Genomic DNA, 16,649 nt, shown 5'->3' on the forward strand with positions numbered 1-16,649 from the left:
GCCGTCTTCTGCTTTCATCCGTTGAGCCGAGTTGCCGATGAGCCTCTCTTTCGTTCTTCCGCTTGCCGCGATATCCCAGACCCAACACCTCGATCCCCGTTGCCGGAGCCAGCATGACTTCCTCTGAACCTCTTTTCGACAGCAAGGCGTTTCTCAGTGTCGTCACCCATCAGAGCGGTGTCTATCGCATGTACGACAGCGGCGGCACCGTCATCTACGTGGGCAAGGCCAAGGATCTGAAGAAACGGCTCGCCTCCTACTTTCGGGCCAACGTCGACAGCATCAAGACCCGCACCCTGGTGCGCCAGATCGCCGACGTGCAGGTGACGGTCACCCACACCGAGACCGAGGCGCTGATCCTCGAGCACAACCTCATCAAGCAGTACCAGCCCCGCTACAACGTGCTGCTGCGGGATGACAAGTCCTACCCCTGGATCATCATCACCGCCCATCAGCACCCGCGTATCGGCGTCCATCGCGGTGCCCGCAAGGTGAAGGGGGAGTACTTCGGCCCGTATCCCTCCGGCGGTGCGGTGCGCGAGAGCCTGCACCTGATGCAGAAGATCTTCCCGGTGCGCCAGTGCGAGGATGCGGTCTATGCCAACCGCAGCCGCCCGTGCCTGCTCTACCAGCTCAAGCGCTGCGCCGGCCCCTGCGTGGCCGGGCTGGTGAGCGAGGCCGAGTATGCCCAGCAGGTGGAGCTGGCCAAGCTGTTTCTGGCGGGCAAGAACCAGCAGGTGATAGGCGAGCTGGTGGGCAAGATGGAGTCCGCCAGCGGTGATCTACGTTTTGAGGAGGCGGCCCGCTACCGGGATCAGATCCAGGCGCTGCGCCGGGTGACCGAACAGCAGTCGGTGAGCGGTAACGTGCTGGACGAGCTCGACGTGGTGGGGGTGGCCTTCGAGCAGGGGACCGCCTGCATCCATGTGCTCTTCATCCGCCAAGGCAAGGTGCTGGGTTCGCGCAGTTACTTCCCGAAAGTGCCGGCCGATACCCAGCTTGACGAGGTGGTGCAATCCTTCCTGCTGCAGTTCTATCTGTCGGGGCAGGGAGGGCGGCAGATCCCGAGCGAGGTGCTGCTCGACGTGGCGCTGGAAGACGAGAACGTCATCGCCGAGACCCTGAGCCAGACCGCCGGTTACAAGGTGCGGGTGGTGAGCCGTACCCGCGCCGAGCGGGCCCGCTTCATCAAGCTTGCCTCCATCAACGCCCAGACCGCGCTGCGCTCGCGGCTCGCCCACAAGAGCACCACCACCGCCCGCTACGACCAGCTGGAGGAGCTGCTGGAGCTGGAGCGTCCCATCGCCCGCATGGAGTGCTTCGATATCTCCCACACCATGGGGGAGCGCACCGTGGCATCCTGCGTGGTGTTCAACCGGGAGGGGCCGCTCTCATCGGAATATCGTCGCTTCAACATCGACGGCATCACCGGCGGCGATGACTATGCGGCCATGGAGCAGGCGCTGGAGCGGCGCTTTGGCAAGCAGCAGGAGCCGGACAAGGTGCCGGACGTGCTGTTTATCGACGGCGGCCTCGGCCAGCTGCGCCGCGCAGAGGAGATCCTGGCTCGTCAGCTGGAGTTTCTGGGGGGCAAATATCCGCTGCTGGTGGGCATTGCCAAGGGGGTGACCCGCAAGGCGGGGCTGGAGACCCTGATCCTGGGGGAGAGTCACGAAGAGCTGCATTTACCGGCGGACATGCCCGCCCTGCACCTCATCCAGCACATCCGCGATGAATCCCACCGTTTTGCCATCACTGGCCACCGCGCCAGACGGGCGAAGGCCCGCACCACCAGTACTTTGGAGGATATTCCGGGGGTGGGGCCGAAACGGCGGCAGGCGCTGCTCAAGTACCTGGGCGGTCTGCAGGAGGTGAAAAAAGCCGGGGTGGAGGAGCTTGCCAAGGTGCCCGGCATCAGCCAGGAGCTGGCCCAGTCCATCCACGATGCCCTGCACTCTCTCTAGCCATTGGTAGCCGAGAAGGGGGAATACCCCTCCATGCAGCCCCTGTTTGTCCAGACGGCGAGCAGGGGCTGTCGCCTGGGATATCGGCAAGGGGTGAGTTGAAGTGCATCATTCACCCCGGGTTCATCCCCTGCAGGATCCAGACACACAAGAGCCGTGACGCCGGGGGGCCGCAAATGCCATAATGGCACGCATCCTGAGGTTGTTGATGGATTAATAGACCAAGGCGGGCGCCTGTCCGGTTGCATCCGTGATCGGCTTGGGGCTACCATGTAGCGGCATACAAGAAGTGGCTGAAAATAATGACAAATATTCCTAATCTGCTGACGTTTTTTCGGATCTTGCTCATTCCCGTCTTCGTCATCCTGTTCTACCTTCCCTACCAGTGGTCCTATCTGGCGGCGGCCATCGTCTTCATCCTGGCAGCGGCGACCGACTGGTTTGACGGCTACCTGGCCCGCAAGCTGAATCAATCCACCGCCTTCGGTGCCTTCCTCGATCCGGTGGCCGACAAGATCATGGTGGCGGCGGCGCTGGTGGTGATCGTCGAGCACTACAACACCATCTGGGTGACCATTCCTGCCATGACCATGATTGGCCGCGAGATCATCATCTCCGCCCTGCGCGAGTGGATGGCCGAACTTGGCAAGCGCTCCTCGGTGGCGGTCAGCTGGATCGGCAAGTGGAAGACCATGATCCAGATGGTGTCGCTCACCGGTCTCATCTGGCAGTACGACATCTGGATGGTGTGGCTGGCCTATGTGCTGCTCTATGTGGCCACCGTGCTCACCTTCTGGTCCATGTTCCAGTACATGAAGGCCGCCTGGGGCGATCTCAGCTATCACTCCCGGTTTTGACCTGCCGACACAAAGGTCCGTTTCCCCGTTCTTGGGGCGGGGAAACGGTCGTGAGTGCAGAAAAAGCAGGAAAAGGGCAAAAAACACTCGAACGATCAGGGTATTAAACATTTTTGGTTGACTGGGCGAGGAACATCGCTAGAATGCGTCCTCGTAGTCAGGCAGTCAGCCAGACCGATGCGGGAATAGCTCAGTTGGTAGAGCACGACCTTGCCAAGGTCGGGGTCGCGAGTTCGAGTCTCGTTTCCCGCTCCAAATTCAGACAATAGAGAGTTTCTCTCTTTTGCATGGCGCGTTAGCAAAGCGGTTATGCAGCGGATTGCAAATCCGTTTAGTCCGGTTCGACTCCGGAACGTGCCTCCATATTGACAAGCCCGCCACGCGAGCTTGATACCGATTGCGGTGCCCGAGTGGTGAAATCGGTAGACACAAGGGATTTAAAATCCCTCGACGTTCGCGTCGTGCCGGTTCGATTCCGGCCTCGGGCACCAGTTATTGAATAAAGCAATCAAAGACTTACGAAAGGCCGCTAGCAATAGCGGCCTTTTTGTTTTTTGCAAAATGTCGCCAAAGTGGCGACAGCGATTGTGTCGAGTCTATGGCGCCATAACAACAAAGCCTGCTGGAGGCAGGCTTTTATAGGGCTCTGTATATACCCGAGGAATTTACCGTGTGGGGCAGGGGATGGCCGATTACTTCCACCACTCCTTGCTTGGTAAGTTATTCCATTCTCCAACCGGGTATTCATGGCCATTGAAGCGCAGCGTGGTGCTCAATGTTCTCTGACTGGAGGTTTGAGAGGTACCATCCTGCTCTATGGTCTCTGTTTTCGCTTTGGTTACTACTCTCAGATCGTGCAGCCCGTTAGACATCCCTGGCAGGACTTGGATGTAGGAAATTCCTCGTTCTAAGTCAATTTTTCCTGGTGAGCAAGGCACGCCTTTTCGGATGTAGGTGTGCAGCATAGGGGCGCCGTTAATTACGCGTAGAAGAGTTCCATTATGTAGTCTGAATAGATGTAAGAATCTGGAGCTAAAACCGTCAGCACAGGAGGGGCCATAGCCGATATCCAATCTTACGCCAAAGGCCCGTTCTCCTTTGGCCAGTAGGTAAGGAGCTGTGTCGAGCCATATACTGGCGCTTCCAATTCTTATACTGGCATCTTCTTCAATAGTCTCCTCAAACCGCTGTTGTACTTTCCCTTGGGAAATGAGTTCTACTCGCCAGATACTCGTAGGTAGAGACATTTCATCATGGTGATCTGCACTATCTGGGAAAATGTAGGAAGTCAATGTCACTTCTGGCTGGTTTGGTAACGTCTTACATGCGCCGGCAGTCAGTTCGGTGCCTGAAGGCAAACTTGCCTTGATAGCTGCTAGTTGTTCTGAAGAGCAAACTTGTTCTCCGTCAGCCCATGTGCCAAAACTAATCCCTTGTAGCAACAGCGTGGATATTGATGCACTCACTTTCCACGCGAGTGATTTTGTTCTCACTATCACTTTCTCCCCGCTAAAGAAGCATATTGGTGGTTGAGGTTTTTATGCAGGCTGGCACTGTAACAATATTTTGGGGGGTGTTCGAGTCGGTACCATTTGGACGAACAGAGCCCACGATCGTAGGAGGGGGAGAGTGTTGAAACTCATTAGGATCTTTTTTGGTTTCAGTTATCAAATCTACCCTCATTACGCTAATCGTCTGAGACAAAAAATTATGAGCTTTTCCGTTACTGCAACTCGTTTTGGTAACGATGGTTGCTGGTAAACTTATCGACTTGACCAATGAAAACGCCGAGCTTTCAGAAATGATGAAACAAGCGGTTAAGGCAAAGTTTGAATGACTGGGCAGATCTCATGGCAGATGCGAGCCAGTGGATTGGTTGTCGCATTACTCGGAATAGGTGGCCTTTGGATGGCCATGGTGTTTGGTTCTGAATTCATGGACCTGCAAGCACTTACACCGGCAGATCCGTTGCGAATGAATGACTGGCGGGGATGGTTCGCTATCTTCGTTAGCCTACTAGCGGCCCCTTTCATGCTATATGCCGGTGGAAAGCTGATACTTTCTCGGGATATGCCTGAGCCAGACCTTTCCTCAAAAGCGGTTAAGAGGCGGGTGATCTTCGTCGTCTCCTTGATTGTTATAGCTGCTGGTTTGGGACTGCTGACACAAAAAGTCAGCATGTCGAATATTGAACGTTTGGGATGGGAGCAGTGCTACGTCAAACAGACGAGCTGGCGATTTGGCAAGGAGATCTATTCTCAAAATTGTGAAGCACATGGACTTATGAAACTGGACCATGCGTTAGACAGACTCTCTTTGGAAGCACTGAAAGAGAAGTTAAACAAAGAGATGTTTGAGCAAAAATGAAAGGGGGCCTTAAAGGCCCTTTGTTTTATTCGATGATGGGGGATAGCTGGCCGGCCAACTGCTCCACCACGTTCATCAGCTGTAGCAGCAGTTGGAAGATGTTCGCGCTCTCGGTCCCCATCCACGAACGGGGTGCCTCCAGGTGTTGCAGCTCGCCGGCAACCGCCCGGCGCAGTCGGCCTCCCTCGACCAGAGCCCTCGTCTTGGTTTGGCTCATGTTACCCCGACTTGCCAGGGGGAGAGCGCCACCGGTTAGGGGGGCAGTGGATGACCCGGTGCATCGATTAGCTTGAACCTCCTTGGTGTCTGTGGTGTAACTTGATTAGATACCGTCTTGGGAGGCGTTGGCGAGTGGCCCAGTCATTGGCAGACACTGATCTGTGTGAAGCGCTGTCCGATCTCTTTGTCGATAATGAGGTCGATTTCGAGTTGATCGCTCAGGTGGCACGGGGCTTTCCCGTTGCCCACGTCGAGATGGTCTTGTTCGAATGGGTGGCGCCGGTTTGTTACACCAACACCCTGACGCCCGTGCCACCGATCTGGACCGGCTTTGAACGTGATTCGCTTTGGGCGGAGATCCAGTGCTTGCGAGCAAGAGAGGCCAAGGCCGGGTTTGCCAAGAAATGGTTCATCATGCTCAGGCAGTTTTATCTGAGGCAGCGGTTTGCCGAAGAGTGGCGCAGGCTGTCGGTGCTGCTGGTCGAAAAGGAATAAAAGTAATGACAGAGAGTGGCGATAAAAATTTCGATTTATGGTCATTGGGGGCTGCTGATTGTTTTTAACTCATTGATCTTTATTTAAATGTTTTTTCATCAATGTCCACATGTGATTTGGCTTGGCTGGGGAAGTGTTGACATGGTGCTGGTGTTCACACCCTGTCATTGATGGCCTGTCACGCAGGCTGGTGGGTTTGACATGAAAGAGGGGAGCCTGGGCTCCCCTCTTTATTGGGCTGGCAACACAGGGTGTCTGCCCTTATCCGGCACGTAATCGTGCCCTTAGAACTTGTAGAGCCAGGAGACGGCGGTGAAGTAGCCGTTGTAGTCCTGGTTCAGGTTGCCGAGGTTGCGCTCTTCGCCGGTGTAGAGGTAATCCACGTCCTGGAAGTATTCGTAGCGCACATCCCAGCGCAGCGAATGCTGCTTGGTGAGCTGATAGAGGGCGTAGCCTTCCAGCCGGTGCTGCTTGCTGGTGAGATCCGGGTAGTCATAGCCCTTGCTGGCGTCGGTCTTGCCGCGGCCATAGGCGAAGCTGTAATCGAGCCCGAGCTCGAGATCCCGGTCAAACGCCTTCTTCTGGGTGAGCCCGAGCCCGAGGGTGGTGATCTCGTCGCGCACCGCCGTGCTGTAGGGATCCCAGTCCGGCGCGCCTGTGTAGGCGTGGTTCTGGCTGGAGCTGATCCACTGCAGGTTGCTGAACAGGTGACCGCTCAGGTTGTCGTCGAACTGCTGGTTGAGGGTCAGGTCGATGCCATAATCCTTGCCCTCGCTGCGCCCTATGTCCGGCTCCTTGTAGTCATCCCTGGCCCACCACCCTTCGAGGCGGGCATCCATCCCCTCGCTGAACTGATAGCCGAGATCCCCCCTGAATTCGACCCTGTCCCTGTCTGCCAGATAGAACTGGCGCAGGGTCGGGCTGCCGTTGCCAGCGGCACTGTCGTGGCGCCAGTCCGAGCCGTCGCGGGTGCTCCAGGCGAGCTTGCCGCCCAGTTGCAGCGCCCCGGCCGGGCGGTAGCGCCCCTTGAGGAACAGGGTGTGCTCGTCGGTGTCCTGCCGGTCGGCCTGCTCGCGCTGATCGGCTTTGTACTGATAGCCGGTGGTGAGCTTGACCGAGCGGCTGAGCCGGTAGTCGGCCGCCAGATCCGCCTTGCTGCGAGTGCGATCGCTCTTGCCGCGCTGCTTGCCGACCACCGCGTATTCATCGGACTTGTCCTTGCGGTCCCGATACTCGCCGCCGGCGCGCAGGGTGAGATCCCGGCCAAAGCGGCCTACCCACTTGGCATCGGCCTGCAGGGTGCTTACCTCGCCGTGGAAGTCATCCTGGGTGATGGGGGCGTTGCGAAACGCGGTCAGGCTGCCGTTGGAGGTGGCCTGGCTGGTGAGCACGCGGCCGGTCAGGCTCTGCCGGTCCCAGTTGTACTGGCCAGAGAGGCTCAGCTGGTGGAAGTTGTTGTCCGGCTCGTAGGCGCGCTCGTTGGCGTAAGGATCGGTGACGCTGCCATAGTAGAGCGCCGTGTCATCGGTACGGTAGAGGGAGCCGTGGTAGGCGAGATCGACCAGCCAGCCTTCTCCCAGGTAGCTGACGCCGCTCTTGACCAGGGTGGTCGAGCTGCCGTCGACGGGCTTGGGCAAGAGGCCTGGCCCGCTGCCGATGCCGGGCACGCTCGACTGGTAGTAGGCGAGGGTGGCCTCTTTTTTCTCATGCGAAAAATCGGCGTAGGGGCGCCACGGGCTCTTCGGGGTATAAGCGAGCCCGGCGGTCAGCTTCTTGCGCACCACCTCCTTGTCAAACTCGGCCAGCGACCCCTGGGTCAGCGGGCTCTCGCCCGGCTGATAGACGCTACGGCCGTGGCTGTTCCAGTAGAAGGGGGACTCCGAGTAGCCCAGCCGGGCGCGCATGCCGTCGTAGTGGCCCTGTTCGGTCGCCAGGCTGAAGCGCTCCATGCCGAGGTTTTTCACCTCCAAGCTGCCGTAGCGGGAGCCTTCTCCCCGGTATTGCAGGTCGGCGTTGAAGATGCCGAGCATGCCGCTGTCCTGCTGGCTGGGCACCCAGTTGCGAAAGCGGGTGGCGCCATCGTCGTTGGCATAGCCGGCACCCAGCCCCACCTCGCCAAACCAGCCCTCATCGCGCTCGCAAGACTTGCAGCTCCAGCGTTCGGTCTTGGCCGGTTTGCTCTGCTGCAGGGCGTAATCCCCGACTGCCAGCGGCTCCTCGGCCGCCTGGGCCGAGCAGACCGCCAACAGGGAGAGCCAAAGTGTTGAGTATTTCATGACTTCTCTCCTCAGCGCCGCAGTGATTGACCGTTGGGATGGTTGGTCCCGTGGATCTGGTTATGACAGTTCAGGCAACTGCCGCCACGCACCTTGAGATCCCCCTCGGGGATGGAGACGTTGGCATGGGGCACGCTGTGGCACTCCTGGCACAGCTGGGGCACCCGCTTGTTGAGCAGCGCCTGGTTGATGGAGCCGTGCGGGCTGTGGCAGAGGGAGCAATCCTCGGTCACCGGTTCGTGTTCCCACAGGAAGGGGCCCCGTTTCTCGGCGTGACACTCGTAGCAGCTCTCGTTGAGGCTGGGCTGCTTGAGGCTGGCCTCGTTCTGCGACTGGTGCGGGTTGTGGCAACTGGAGCAGGGCAGCTCGCCATTGAGAATGGGGTGGCTGGTGCGCTTGTGCAGATCAGCCTTTTGCTGGGCGTGGCAGCTGGTACAGGTCTCCACCTGCAGCTTGCTGTCCATCACCGGATCCTTGACCTGGTGCAGGCTGTGGCAGCTGGTGCAGGAGAGATCCTCCACCGCGTGAGCACTGGCATGCCAGCCCATCCGCTGGGTATCGGTGTGGCAGGAGAGGCAGACGCTGTTCTGTTTCTCCACCGGTACCGGCGAGTCGGGGCCGAAGGTGATCATGGGTTCCCGCTGCTGTCCCTTGCGGGGATTGCGCGGGTGGTTGCCGGCGGGGCCGTGGCAGGCTTCACACTGTTTGTCGGCCATCGGCCCGTTCTGGTTGCCGAGGTTGCCGTGCACATTGTGGAAGATGCCGGTGGCGGGTTTGCGCGAGTCGGCATCGTGGCACTTGAGGCAGGTATCGGCCCCCTTGGGGGAGTATTTGCCCTGGTCGAATTTCTGGTCGAGGGTGGCCTCGACCTGCAGGCGCGGATCGGCATCGGCCGCCGGCTGGGCATCGCTCTTGGCCCAGACCGGCAGGCAACCGAGTGCCAGCAAACCCGCCAGGAGCCACTGCGGGGTGATTCTTTTCATATCGTGTCCTTCAACGGCAAAGGGCCGGGGGGAGGCATCCCCCCGGCCTGGTGGTCTCAACGGAAGTCATACACCTTGTGAACCTTGTCGACGCCCTGCTCCTGCCCGACGGCATGGCAGGAGGCGCACTGTTCAACTCCGGTGGCGGCCTCTATCGTCTCTGCACCAAAGATGGCGCCGTTGTTCTTCATGTGGGTGGCCCACTCATCCCCGGCGACCGGGCTGTCCGGCTTGACCAGCCCCAGCGGCGACGTGAGGTGGCAGCTGGCGCAGACCACCAGGGTCGGACTGAAGAACCTGGGCTGTTTGTTGTCTGCCGTGGTCGCCACCAGCGAGGGTCGTTCGTTCTGCTGGTTGGGCAGGTTGTACTGACCCTTGGTGTGGCAGGACTCGCAGTTGTTCAGCTTGCCCGGGAAGGTGGCATCACCGCTGCGATGGGAGCCGAAGGCGTGGAAGGAGTGCACGTGGTACTTCAGATCCCCCGGCACACCCGCATAGAAGGAGGTGCGGGTGGCGTTGTGACAGCTGGTGCACTGGGCGAAGTCCTTGGAGGCGTGGGCCGAGCCCGCGTTGCCCTCGGTGTGGACTGCCAGATCCTTGTGACAGCCGTTGCAGGAGGCCAGATCCGCGCCTGCCTTGAGCACATAGCTGCCGTCCACCCCGCCTTCGGCCCGGAAGTAGGCCTTGACCGGGTTGATGGCCACGTAGGAGAGGGCGCTGGCGGTGCTACTGCAGGGGAGCAGATCCCCGGCGGCGAAGGCTCCGTTGCGATCCGCCTTGCGGGCCACGCACACCTGCAACTCGGCGACCGTGGCCGCCAGGGTGCCGGTCACCTCGTTACCCACCTCTTTGCGGCACAGGAAGCTGCCGCCGCCCTGGCTTTCGCACTGGGTGAAGTCAATCTTGTTGCCGGCAACGAAGGTCTGCGGGTTGGTGTAGCCCAGTTCGAAGCCGCTGCCCTGATCCCAGTTGACCAGTACGTAGGGAGCCTTGGCCAGATCGCCGTACTTGATGTACTTGAGCACCCCGTCCATGGTCTCGACCGGCGTGCCGTTGGCGGTCACGGTCAGCTCGACCTCGATGTTGGGCGCGGCGTAGCGCACGTCGTCAAACTTGAACACCAGCTTGTCGCGACCGGCGGCCTCGTTGGCGAGGTAGCCCATGTGCACACTGCTGGGGGACTTGGTGTTACCGGGCGTCTCGGCGTGGCACTGGGTACAGAGGGTGCCGCTGCTGATCTTGCCGTTGATGTGGCTGATGTAGCCGGTCGCCGTGGTGGAGTCCGCGTGGCAGGCGCCGCAGGGTTTCTCCTGGGCGTGCTGCCAGTTGTTGGCATCCGGGGTGGTCGGGGTGACGCCCTTGTGGCAGGTGTCGCAGTTGCGCGGATCCTGTGGGAAGTGGCTCACCAGCTTGGTGGCGGTCGCATCTAGGTTGCCGTGCAGCTTGTGCACCAGGGTAGTCAGATCGCCCCGTCCGCTGCCGGGCACGCTCTCGTTGTGGCAGGTGACACAGAGCTTGGGATCGGCCCGGTTGCTGTGGTGAATCGGCTGCTTCATGTGGCAGCTGTCGCAGCTCTGCTGCTCCAGGATGTCGCGGGTCAGCAGCGGCGGCGTGCCGGCTGGTACCCAGTCCAGCACGTAGTCGGTGACCGGAATGTCGTTGCTGCCGCCAAAGTAGATGCCGAGGCGGTGAGTCGTTGCCTCATCCCAGCGGATCAAACCGTTGTTGTCCTGCGAATCGCTCGGATAAGGGTCGCGCACCGTGGTGGCATTGAAGGAGAAAGTGTAGCGGTACTGGCCATTGCCGAGGGCTTCGAGCTTGCCGCCGTTCTCGCCGGTGGGGCGGTTGTTGCGGGTGCTGTAGATGAAGCTCTTCCAGATCACGGGGTCTTCCCGCGTGGCGTCACGGCCGGGGATCACCTTGGCCAGGGTGAAGGAGGGGAGGGTGGTACCCAGGTCATAGCCCTTGCCTTGCTTGTCGGTGACCTTGAACTGCACCGAGAGCTGACCGCTCTCGCCAAGTTGCGGGGTGGAGGCCGAGATCACCAGCGAATCCGGTGTTCCCGGCGGAGGGGGCGGTTGGTCCGTCTTGTCGTTGCCATCACCGCCGCCCCCGCAGGAGGAGAGGGTGAACACCATTGCTGCAGCCACCAATACTTTCCAGTATTTCATTCTTTTATCCTTTTTTATCGGACTTATTGTTCCATATATGAGCCAGCTCAAAAAATTCCCAAAAAGATACTACTTAAGGGTCAAAAGAGGACTGAATACGGTATAAATCATTTCCATCTTAATTGTAAGGTTTATATATTAGAGGGCGTTGATCTAAGTCTCAAAAACGGATCGAAAATCAACCTGGATTATAAAAATGTCTTTTTTAACTGGGGTTTATAGACCTTTTCTGGAAGAGGGATGAGAAATGAAACGCAGTATGAAGCTGGAAATAGTGGGACTGTCGCTGATTTTGGGCTCTATTGGCACTGCACATGCCAGCCTGGACTCATTGGTGGATACATGTAACTCATGTCATGGAAATCAGGGGATCAGCACCCAGAACGATATTCCAACCATCGCAGGATTGGCAGAATCAAATCTTGCCGAGCAGTTGCGCACCTACCTCGACGGCCGGCCAGCCAAGACCGTTAATCATGTCACCGGTGATACCAGCAAGAAGGGGAACATGACCGACATTGTTAAGGGCCTTAGCGACGAGCAGATCGACGAGTTGGCGGCGCACTATGCCGAGTTGCCCTACCAGCCGATGAAGCAGCCGTTCGATGCGGCGCTGGCCAAGGCAGGGCAGAAACTGCACGACGACTCCGGCTGCAAGAAGTGCCACTCCGAAGGCGGCTCGGTGGCCGAAGACGAGGCCTCCATCCTCGCCGGCCAGCCCAAGGGTTATCTGCTGACCTCCCTGCAGGAGTTCAAGGCCGGCAAGCGCAGCAACGACGAGAAGATGAACAAGGCCATCATCGCCATGAGTGATTCCGACCTCAAGGCGCTGGCCGAGTACTACGCAAGCCAGCAGTAACGTCGCAGCCCCTCCCGTTGACGCAGCCACCCCGCTTCTGGCGGGGTGTGGTCTCGTGTTCATGACCGTCAAAGGAGCTCTCATCGGCTCCTTTTTGTTGCGCGGCGGGCAGATGGCACCCCGGGTGCCACCGTTTCGGAGTTTCCTATGAAAAAGATCATCAAGTGGCTGCTGCTCGCCTCCCTGAGCCTGGGGATGAACCAGCTTGCCCTGGCCGCCACGACAGCAAGCGAGGCTGCCCCCACAGCCCAGGCCGAGCAGGCAGATCAACCCACCCTGGCCGAAAAGCAGGCCAAGGCGGAGAAGAAGAAGGCGGCCGCCAAAAAGGCCGCGGCCCGTTTTGCCAAGTGTGAGAAGTGCCACGATGGGGCTGAGGGGATGCACGGCAAGCATGGCCAGGTCACCAACCCCAATACGGGGGAGCAGGTAACCTGCACCAACTGCCACGGCAATGCGTCGGCCGATCACCGTAAACAGCGTGGCGGCATCGTCGATGTGATGCGTTTTGGCGACGACGCCTTCCCGCTGAGCCAGCAAAACGGCGTCTGCATGAGCTGCCATGAGCCGGACGATTTACGCAAGGCCCTCTGGGCCCACGACGTGCACGCCACCCGGATCAGCTGCACCAGCTGTCACCAGCTGCACCCGGCCAAGGAGCCCATGGTGGGGATCCCCGAGAAGTCGCGCATCAAGCTGTGCGTCGACTGCCACCGCAAGCAGCATGAGGCTGGTCTCGGCGGCGCCGTCAAGGAGGGGTCATGAGCACGACCCGCCGCGACTTCATGGTGGGCATGAGCGCCGGCGCCCTGATCCTGCTGACGGGGGCCCCGCGCGCCCTGGCCAACAGCATGACCATCAAGGGCGTGCGCTACGGCATGATCCACGACGAGACGGCCTGCATTGGCTGCACCGCCTGCATGGACGCCTGTCGCGAGGTGAACCAGGTGCCGGCAGGGGTGGCCCGCCTGCAGATCCTGCGCAGCGGCCCGGTGGGGGAGTATCCGGCGCAGGAGTACCGCTTCTTTCGCAAATCCTGCCAGCACTGCGACAACGCCCCCTGCGTGCACGTCTGCCCGACCGGCGCCTCCCACATCCGGGCGGAGGATGGCATCGTCGACATCAACCCCGACCTCTGCGTCGGCTGTCGCTATTGCCTGGCCGCCTGCCCCTATCAGGTGCGCTTCATCAACCCGGTCACCCGGGTTGCCGACAAGTGCGACTTCTGCCGCAAGACCAATCTGGCAGCGGGCAAGCAACCGGCCTGTGTGGAAGCCTGCCCGACCAAGGCGCTGGTGTTCGGCAATCTGGACGATCCCAACAGCCCCATCAGCCATCGGCTGGTGCAGGAGACCACCTATCGCTACAAGCAGTTCCTCGGTACCTCGCCCAAGATGTACCGGGTGCCGAAAGGGGAGGTGAAGTCATGACTCCATCTCATCCGTATGACGCAGACCGGCTGGCGGGAGGGAGGCACCATGTGGCATGATGCGTTTCACTTCGACTCCCTGGTGTGGGATGGCCCCATCGCCATCTACCTGTTCCTGCTCGGCATTTCGGCTGGCTCGGCCACCCTCTCGGTGCTGCTGCGCCGGCAGGGAGCTGGCAGCGAGAGCGGCATCATCAAGGCGACCGCCATTCTGGCGCCGGTCTCGGTGATCCTGGGGCTGCTTATCCTCATCTTCCACCTGGCCCGTCCCTGGACCTTCTGGAAGCTGATGTTCCACTACCAGTTCGACTCCGTGATGTCGATGGGGGTCATGCTGTTTCAGGTCTACATGGCGGTGCTGTTTGCCTGGCTGGCTGTGGTGTTCAGAGCCGAGATCGAGGCCCTGCGCCGACGGCTGCTGAGCGACAGGCTCGCCTTTGTGAATGGGTTGATCGGCTGGCTCGCCCGCCTCGAGCGGCTGCTGGCGCCACTGTTGTTGCTGCTGGCCGTGCTGCTCGGGGCCTACACCGGCTTTCTGCTCTCCGCCCTCAAGACCTACCCCATGCTCAACAACCCGATCCTGCCGGCGCTGTTTCTGGTCTCCGGCATCAGCTCGGGGGTGGCCTCCACCATCTTGCTGGCGGTCACCCTGTTTCGGGAGGATGGCCACAGCTGCGGGGTGAGCTTCGTGCACCGCTTCGAGCGGCCCATCGTCGCCATCGAGCTGTTCCTGCTGCTCTGCTTTTTCACCGGGCTCTATTTTGGTGGCGGCCAGCGGGAAGCGGCCATGTGGGCGGCCATCGGCGGCGGCTTCTGGTCCCAGGTGTTCTGGTTCGGGGTCATCGGGCTGGGGATCCTGCTGCCCCAGCTGCTGGGGCTGGTGGGCAGTCCGGCCAAGGCCCATCAACCGGCCCGGCTGGCAATTATCTGCAGCCTGAGCTTGGTGGGGATATTGCTGCTGCGCTACTTCATCCTCTACGCGGGGCAGATGACGGTGATGTAGCCGTTATAGAGGTAGATCGCAGGCAAACAAAAGGCGGGATCTTCCCGCCTTTTTTATTGCCGCCAGCTGGCTGGATCAGATCAGCGCGCGCTGCTCGAGGCGCTGCTCGCCGGGGCGGCAGATCAGCACCGAGCCCTGCTCGAACCAGTCCCCCAGCACGATACGCCGGACAGGCGCGCCGTCGAGTTGGAAGTCGTGGATGGCGGGTCTGTGGGTGTGGCCGTGGATCATCATCCGGCAGTCGTGTTGGCGCAGCATCTCGTCCACCGCCGCCGGGGTCACGTCCATGATGGTCTGGCTCTTGTGAGCATTTTCCATCTGGCTCTGGCCACGCATCTTGTGGGCGATGGCCTGGCGGCGCGCGAGCGGCAGGCGCAGGAACAGCCAGCGCAGCCATTTGAGCTGGGTGATGCGGCGAAACTTCTGGTAGCCCTCATCCAGGGTGCAGAGCAGATCGCCGTGGCTCAGCACCACCCGCTCGCCATAGAGCTCGATGACGCACGGATCCCCCAGCAGGGTCATGCCGGCGCGCTTGGCAAAGGCCTGGCCCAGCAAGAAGTCGCGGTTGCCGTGAATGAAGTAGAGGGGCACCCCCTGCTGGCTGAGGGCCGCAAAGGCGTCGGCCACCTCGCCGTGGAGGGGATTGGGATCATCGTCGCCAATCCAGAATTCAAAGAGATCGCCCAACACATAGAGGGCATCGGCGCCGGGGGCGTCGTGCGCCAGAAAGCGCACCAGGGCGGCGGTCATGTCGGGCCGCTGGGCACACAGGTGAATGTCGCTGATAAAGAGGGTGCTCATGAGAAAGTGCGCTGGGCCCTGTTGAGGTGGCTGGAAGTGGAGGTAGAAAGGGGGCCCGTCGTCCCCGGCTGCCACGTCAATCGGGCCAGCTCGCCGTCCTCCAGGGTGAGCAGCGCGGCATACGGGTCGCCGGCAAGGCCCAGCAAACGGCAGATGGCCGCCTCTCCTTTGAGCCCTTCCTCGAGGCGCAGGCGCAGCACTTCGTGATAAAAAGCAGCGCCAAACTGCTCAAGCAAGGCGGCCATCAGGCTGAGGTGGCGCCAGCCGTTGAGGCACTCGAGGGGATCCGGGGTGAGGTAGAGCTCAAGGGGCCAAGGGTGACCATCGGCGCAGGTGACGCTCTGCTCGGCCAGCCAGATGGCAGCGCCCTTTTGCGCAACCTGCCAGCCTTGGTTTGCCAGCGCTGCGGCAAACGTGGCCGGGTCCGGATGCTGGCAGACGATGTCGAGATCGCTGCCGGGGCGGTCGAGCCCGATGGCCACCGTGCTCACCAGCGCCAGGTCGCGGCACTGGGCTGCCAGCGCATCCCAAACACCAGCCGTGAGCAGGGCATGGGCCGAGCGTTGGCGCGGGTTGCCGTGGGCCAGGTAGTCGAGACGGCGCCAGTCGATGGAGCCGGCCTTTGCAGATGGAAAAACTGCGGCCGGGGCCGCAGTCAGTTCATCTCGCAGGAGGCAGAGATCACTCGGCAAGGGTCACCTTGGTGATCACGACGTCTTCGGTCGGTACGTCCTGGTGGATGCGGCCGTAGTTGCCGGTCTTGACGCCCTTGATCTTGTTGACCACGTCCATGCCGGCGGTCACTTCACCAAACACGCAGTAGCCGAAGCCCTGGGTGGTGGCGGATTTGAAGTCGAGGAAGTCGTTGTTGTTCACGTTGATGAAGAACTGGGCGCTGGCAGAGTGCGGCTCCATGGTGCGGGCCATGGCGATGGTGCCGACCTTGTTGGACAGGCCGTTGGCCGCTTCGTTCTTGATGGGGGCGCGGGTGTCTTTCTCTTCGAAGCCAGGGGCATAGCCGCCGCCCTGGATCATGAAGCCGTCGATGACGCGGTGGAAGATGGTGTTGTCGTAGTGACCGTCACGGCAGTATTGCAGGAAGTTGGCCACGGTTTCCGGGGCTTTTTCAGCGTTCAGGGTGAGGGTGATGTCGCCGTGATTGGTGTGCAGAGTGACCATGATATGTCCTTTCATTTGATGCGGGCGACGAAGTGCCCGCAGGTGTATG

Annotated in this window: 15 protein-coding genes, 3 tRNA genes and 1 pseudogene; 11 read left to right on the top strand and 8 right to left on the bottom strand. The window is 60.5% G+C overall.

All coding sequences use genetic code 11. The features are described 5' to 3' along the window. Window positions 1–113 precede the first annotated feature (113 nt). The 5 genes from uvrC (at window position 114) to CK627_RS11960 (ending at window position 3,312) form a co-directional block, all read left to right on the top strand. Entirely contained in the window at window positions 114–1,964 is a 1,851-nt protein-coding gene (gene uvrC, locus CK627_RS11940) for an excinuclease ABC subunit UvrC (protein WP_095592431.1), read from the top strand. A 302-nt stretch (window positions 1,965–2,266) separates the two neighbouring features. Then, a complete protein-coding gene (gene pgsA / locus CK627_RS11945) occupies window positions 2,267–2,821 on the top strand; it encodes a CDP-diacylglycerol--glycerol-3-phosphate 3-phosphatidyltransferase (protein WP_010633516.1) in 555 nt (184 codons plus the stop codon). Window positions 2,822–3,000: 179 nt separating this feature from the next. Beyond that, a tRNA-Gly gene (locus CK627_RS11950) sits at window positions 3,001–3,076 on the top strand. Between the two features lie 34 nt (window positions 3,077–3,110). Beyond that, window positions 3,111–3,184: transfer RNA gene (locus tag CK627_RS11955), tRNA-Cys, on the top strand. Between the two features lie 41 nt (window positions 3,185–3,225). After that, window positions 3,226–3,312: transfer RNA gene (locus CK627_RS11960), tRNA-Leu, on the top strand. A gap of 201 nt (window positions 3,313–3,513) precedes the next feature. Here CK627_RS11960 and CK627_RS22600 read toward each other — a convergent pair. Continuing rightward, window positions 3,514–4,314 carry a PA3715 family protein gene (locus CK627_RS22600; protein WP_147323350.1) on the bottom strand — a complete coding sequence of 267 codons (801 nt, stop codon included), beginning with the start codon at window positions 4,312–4,314 and terminating at the stop codon, window positions 3,514–3,516. A 340-nt stretch (window positions 4,315–4,654) separates the two neighbouring features. On the opposite strand from CK627_RS22600, the gene CK627_RS11965 reads away from it, so the two are divergent. Then, on the top strand, window positions 4,655–5,188 hold the full coding sequence (locus tag CK627_RS11965; protein WP_095592432.1) for a hypothetical protein: 534 nt from the start codon (window positions 4,655–4,657) through the stop codon (window positions 5,186–5,188). Window positions 5,189–5,240: 52 nt separating this feature from the next. Here CK627_RS11965 and CK627_RS11970 read toward each other — a convergent pair. Then, a pseudogene (locus tag CK627_RS11970) lies at window positions 5,241–5,444 on the bottom strand (hypothetical protein); the annotation flags it as partial. 95 nt (window positions 5,445–5,539) lie between these two features. On the opposite strand from CK627_RS11970, the gene CK627_RS11975 reads away from it, so the two are divergent. Continuing rightward, on the top strand, window positions 5,540–5,902 hold the full coding sequence (locus tag CK627_RS11975) for a DUF7079 family protein (protein ID WP_095592434.1): 363 nt from the start codon (window positions 5,540–5,542) through the stop codon (window positions 5,900–5,902). 284 nt (window positions 5,903–6,186) lie between these two features. On the opposite strand, the gene CK627_RS11980 is transcribed toward CK627_RS11975, so the two are convergent. The 3 genes from CK627_RS11980 to CK627_RS11990 are packed head-to-tail and all read right to left on the bottom strand — an operon-like array spanning window position 6,187 to window position 11,332. Continuing rightward, a complete protein-coding gene (locus CK627_RS11980) occupies window positions 6,187–8,178 on the bottom strand; it encodes an MtrB/PioB family decaheme-associated outer membrane protein (protein ID WP_095592435.1) in 1,992 nt (663 codons plus the stop codon). Window positions 8,179–8,189: 11 nt separating this feature from the next. Then, the gene (locus CK627_RS11985; protein WP_095592436.1) at window positions 8,190–9,161 is read right to left on the bottom strand and encodes a DmsE family decaheme c-type cytochrome; all 972 of its coding nucleotides are present in this window, start codon (window positions 9,159–9,161) and stop codon (window positions 8,190–8,192) included. Between the two features lie 56 nt (window positions 9,162–9,217). Beyond that, entirely contained in the window at window positions 9,218–11,332 is a 2,115-nt protein-coding gene (locus CK627_RS11990; RefSeq protein ID WP_095592437.1) for an OmcA/MtrC family decaheme c-type cytochrome, read from the bottom strand. A gap of 247 nt (window positions 11,333–11,579) precedes the next feature. On the opposite strand from CK627_RS11990, the gene pdsA reads away from it, so the two are divergent. From pdsA to netD, 4 genes are all read left to right on the top strand, one after another. Continuing rightward, on the top strand, window positions 11,580–12,191 hold the full coding sequence (gene pdsA, locus CK627_RS23160) for a periplasmic diheme shuttle PdsA (protein ID WP_095592438.1): 612 nt from the start codon (window positions 11,580–11,582) through the stop codon (window positions 12,189–12,191). 147 nt (window positions 12,192–12,338) lie between these two features. Further along, a complete protein-coding gene (gene netB, locus CK627_RS12000) occupies window positions 12,339–12,953 on the top strand; it encodes an Nrf-like electron transfer protein NetB (RefSeq protein WP_095592439.1) in 615 nt (204 codons plus the stop codon). Then, the gene (gene netC, locus CK627_RS12005) at window positions 12,950–13,618 is read left to right on the top strand and encodes an Nrf-like electron transfer protein NetC (protein WP_095592440.1); all 669 of its coding nucleotides are present in this window, start codon (window positions 12,950–12,952) and stop codon (window positions 13,616–13,618) included. Before netB ends, netC begins: the two co-directional genes overlap by 4 nt. Window positions 13,619–13,666: 48 nt before the next feature. After that, on the top strand, window positions 13,667–14,620 hold the full coding sequence (gene netD / locus CK627_RS12010; protein ID WP_095592441.1) for an Nrf-like electron transfer protein NetD: 954 nt from the start codon (window positions 13,667–13,669) through the stop codon (window positions 14,618–14,620). A gap of 75 nt (window positions 14,621–14,695) precedes the next feature. Here netD and lpxH read toward each other — a convergent pair whose 3' ends face one another. Genes lpxH through CK627_RS12025 form a run of 3 tightly spaced genes read right to left on the bottom strand, consistent with a single transcriptional unit; the run spans window position 14,696 to window position 16,600 of the window. Continuing rightward, complete coding sequence (gene lpxH, locus CK627_RS12015) at window positions 14,696–15,421, bottom strand: UDP-2,3-diacylglucosamine diphosphatase (protein ID WP_095592442.1); 726 nt, start codon at window positions 15,419–15,421, stop codon at window positions 14,696–14,698. Beyond that, on the bottom strand, window positions 15,418–16,113 hold the full coding sequence (locus CK627_RS12020; protein WP_095592443.1) for a DUF4269 domain-containing protein: 696 nt from the start codon (window positions 16,111–16,113) through the stop codon (window positions 15,418–15,420). The genes lpxH and CK627_RS12020 overlap by 4 nt, the downstream gene beginning before the upstream one ends. Continuing rightward, window positions 16,103–16,600, bottom strand: coding sequence for a peptidylprolyl isomerase (locus CK627_RS12025; RefSeq protein ID WP_005302674.1), 498 nt, complete (start codon window positions 16,598–16,600; stop codon window positions 16,103–16,105). The genes CK627_RS12020 and CK627_RS12025 overlap by 11 nt, the downstream gene beginning before the upstream one ends. Window positions 16,601–16,649: the final 49 nt, after the last annotated feature.

Origin of the sequence: Aeromonas dhakensis (assembly GCF_002285935.1) — a bacterium.
In the GTDB taxonomy this organism is placed as follows: Bacteria; Pseudomonadota; Gammaproteobacteria; order Enterobacterales; family Aeromonadaceae; genus Aeromonas; species Aeromonas dhakensis.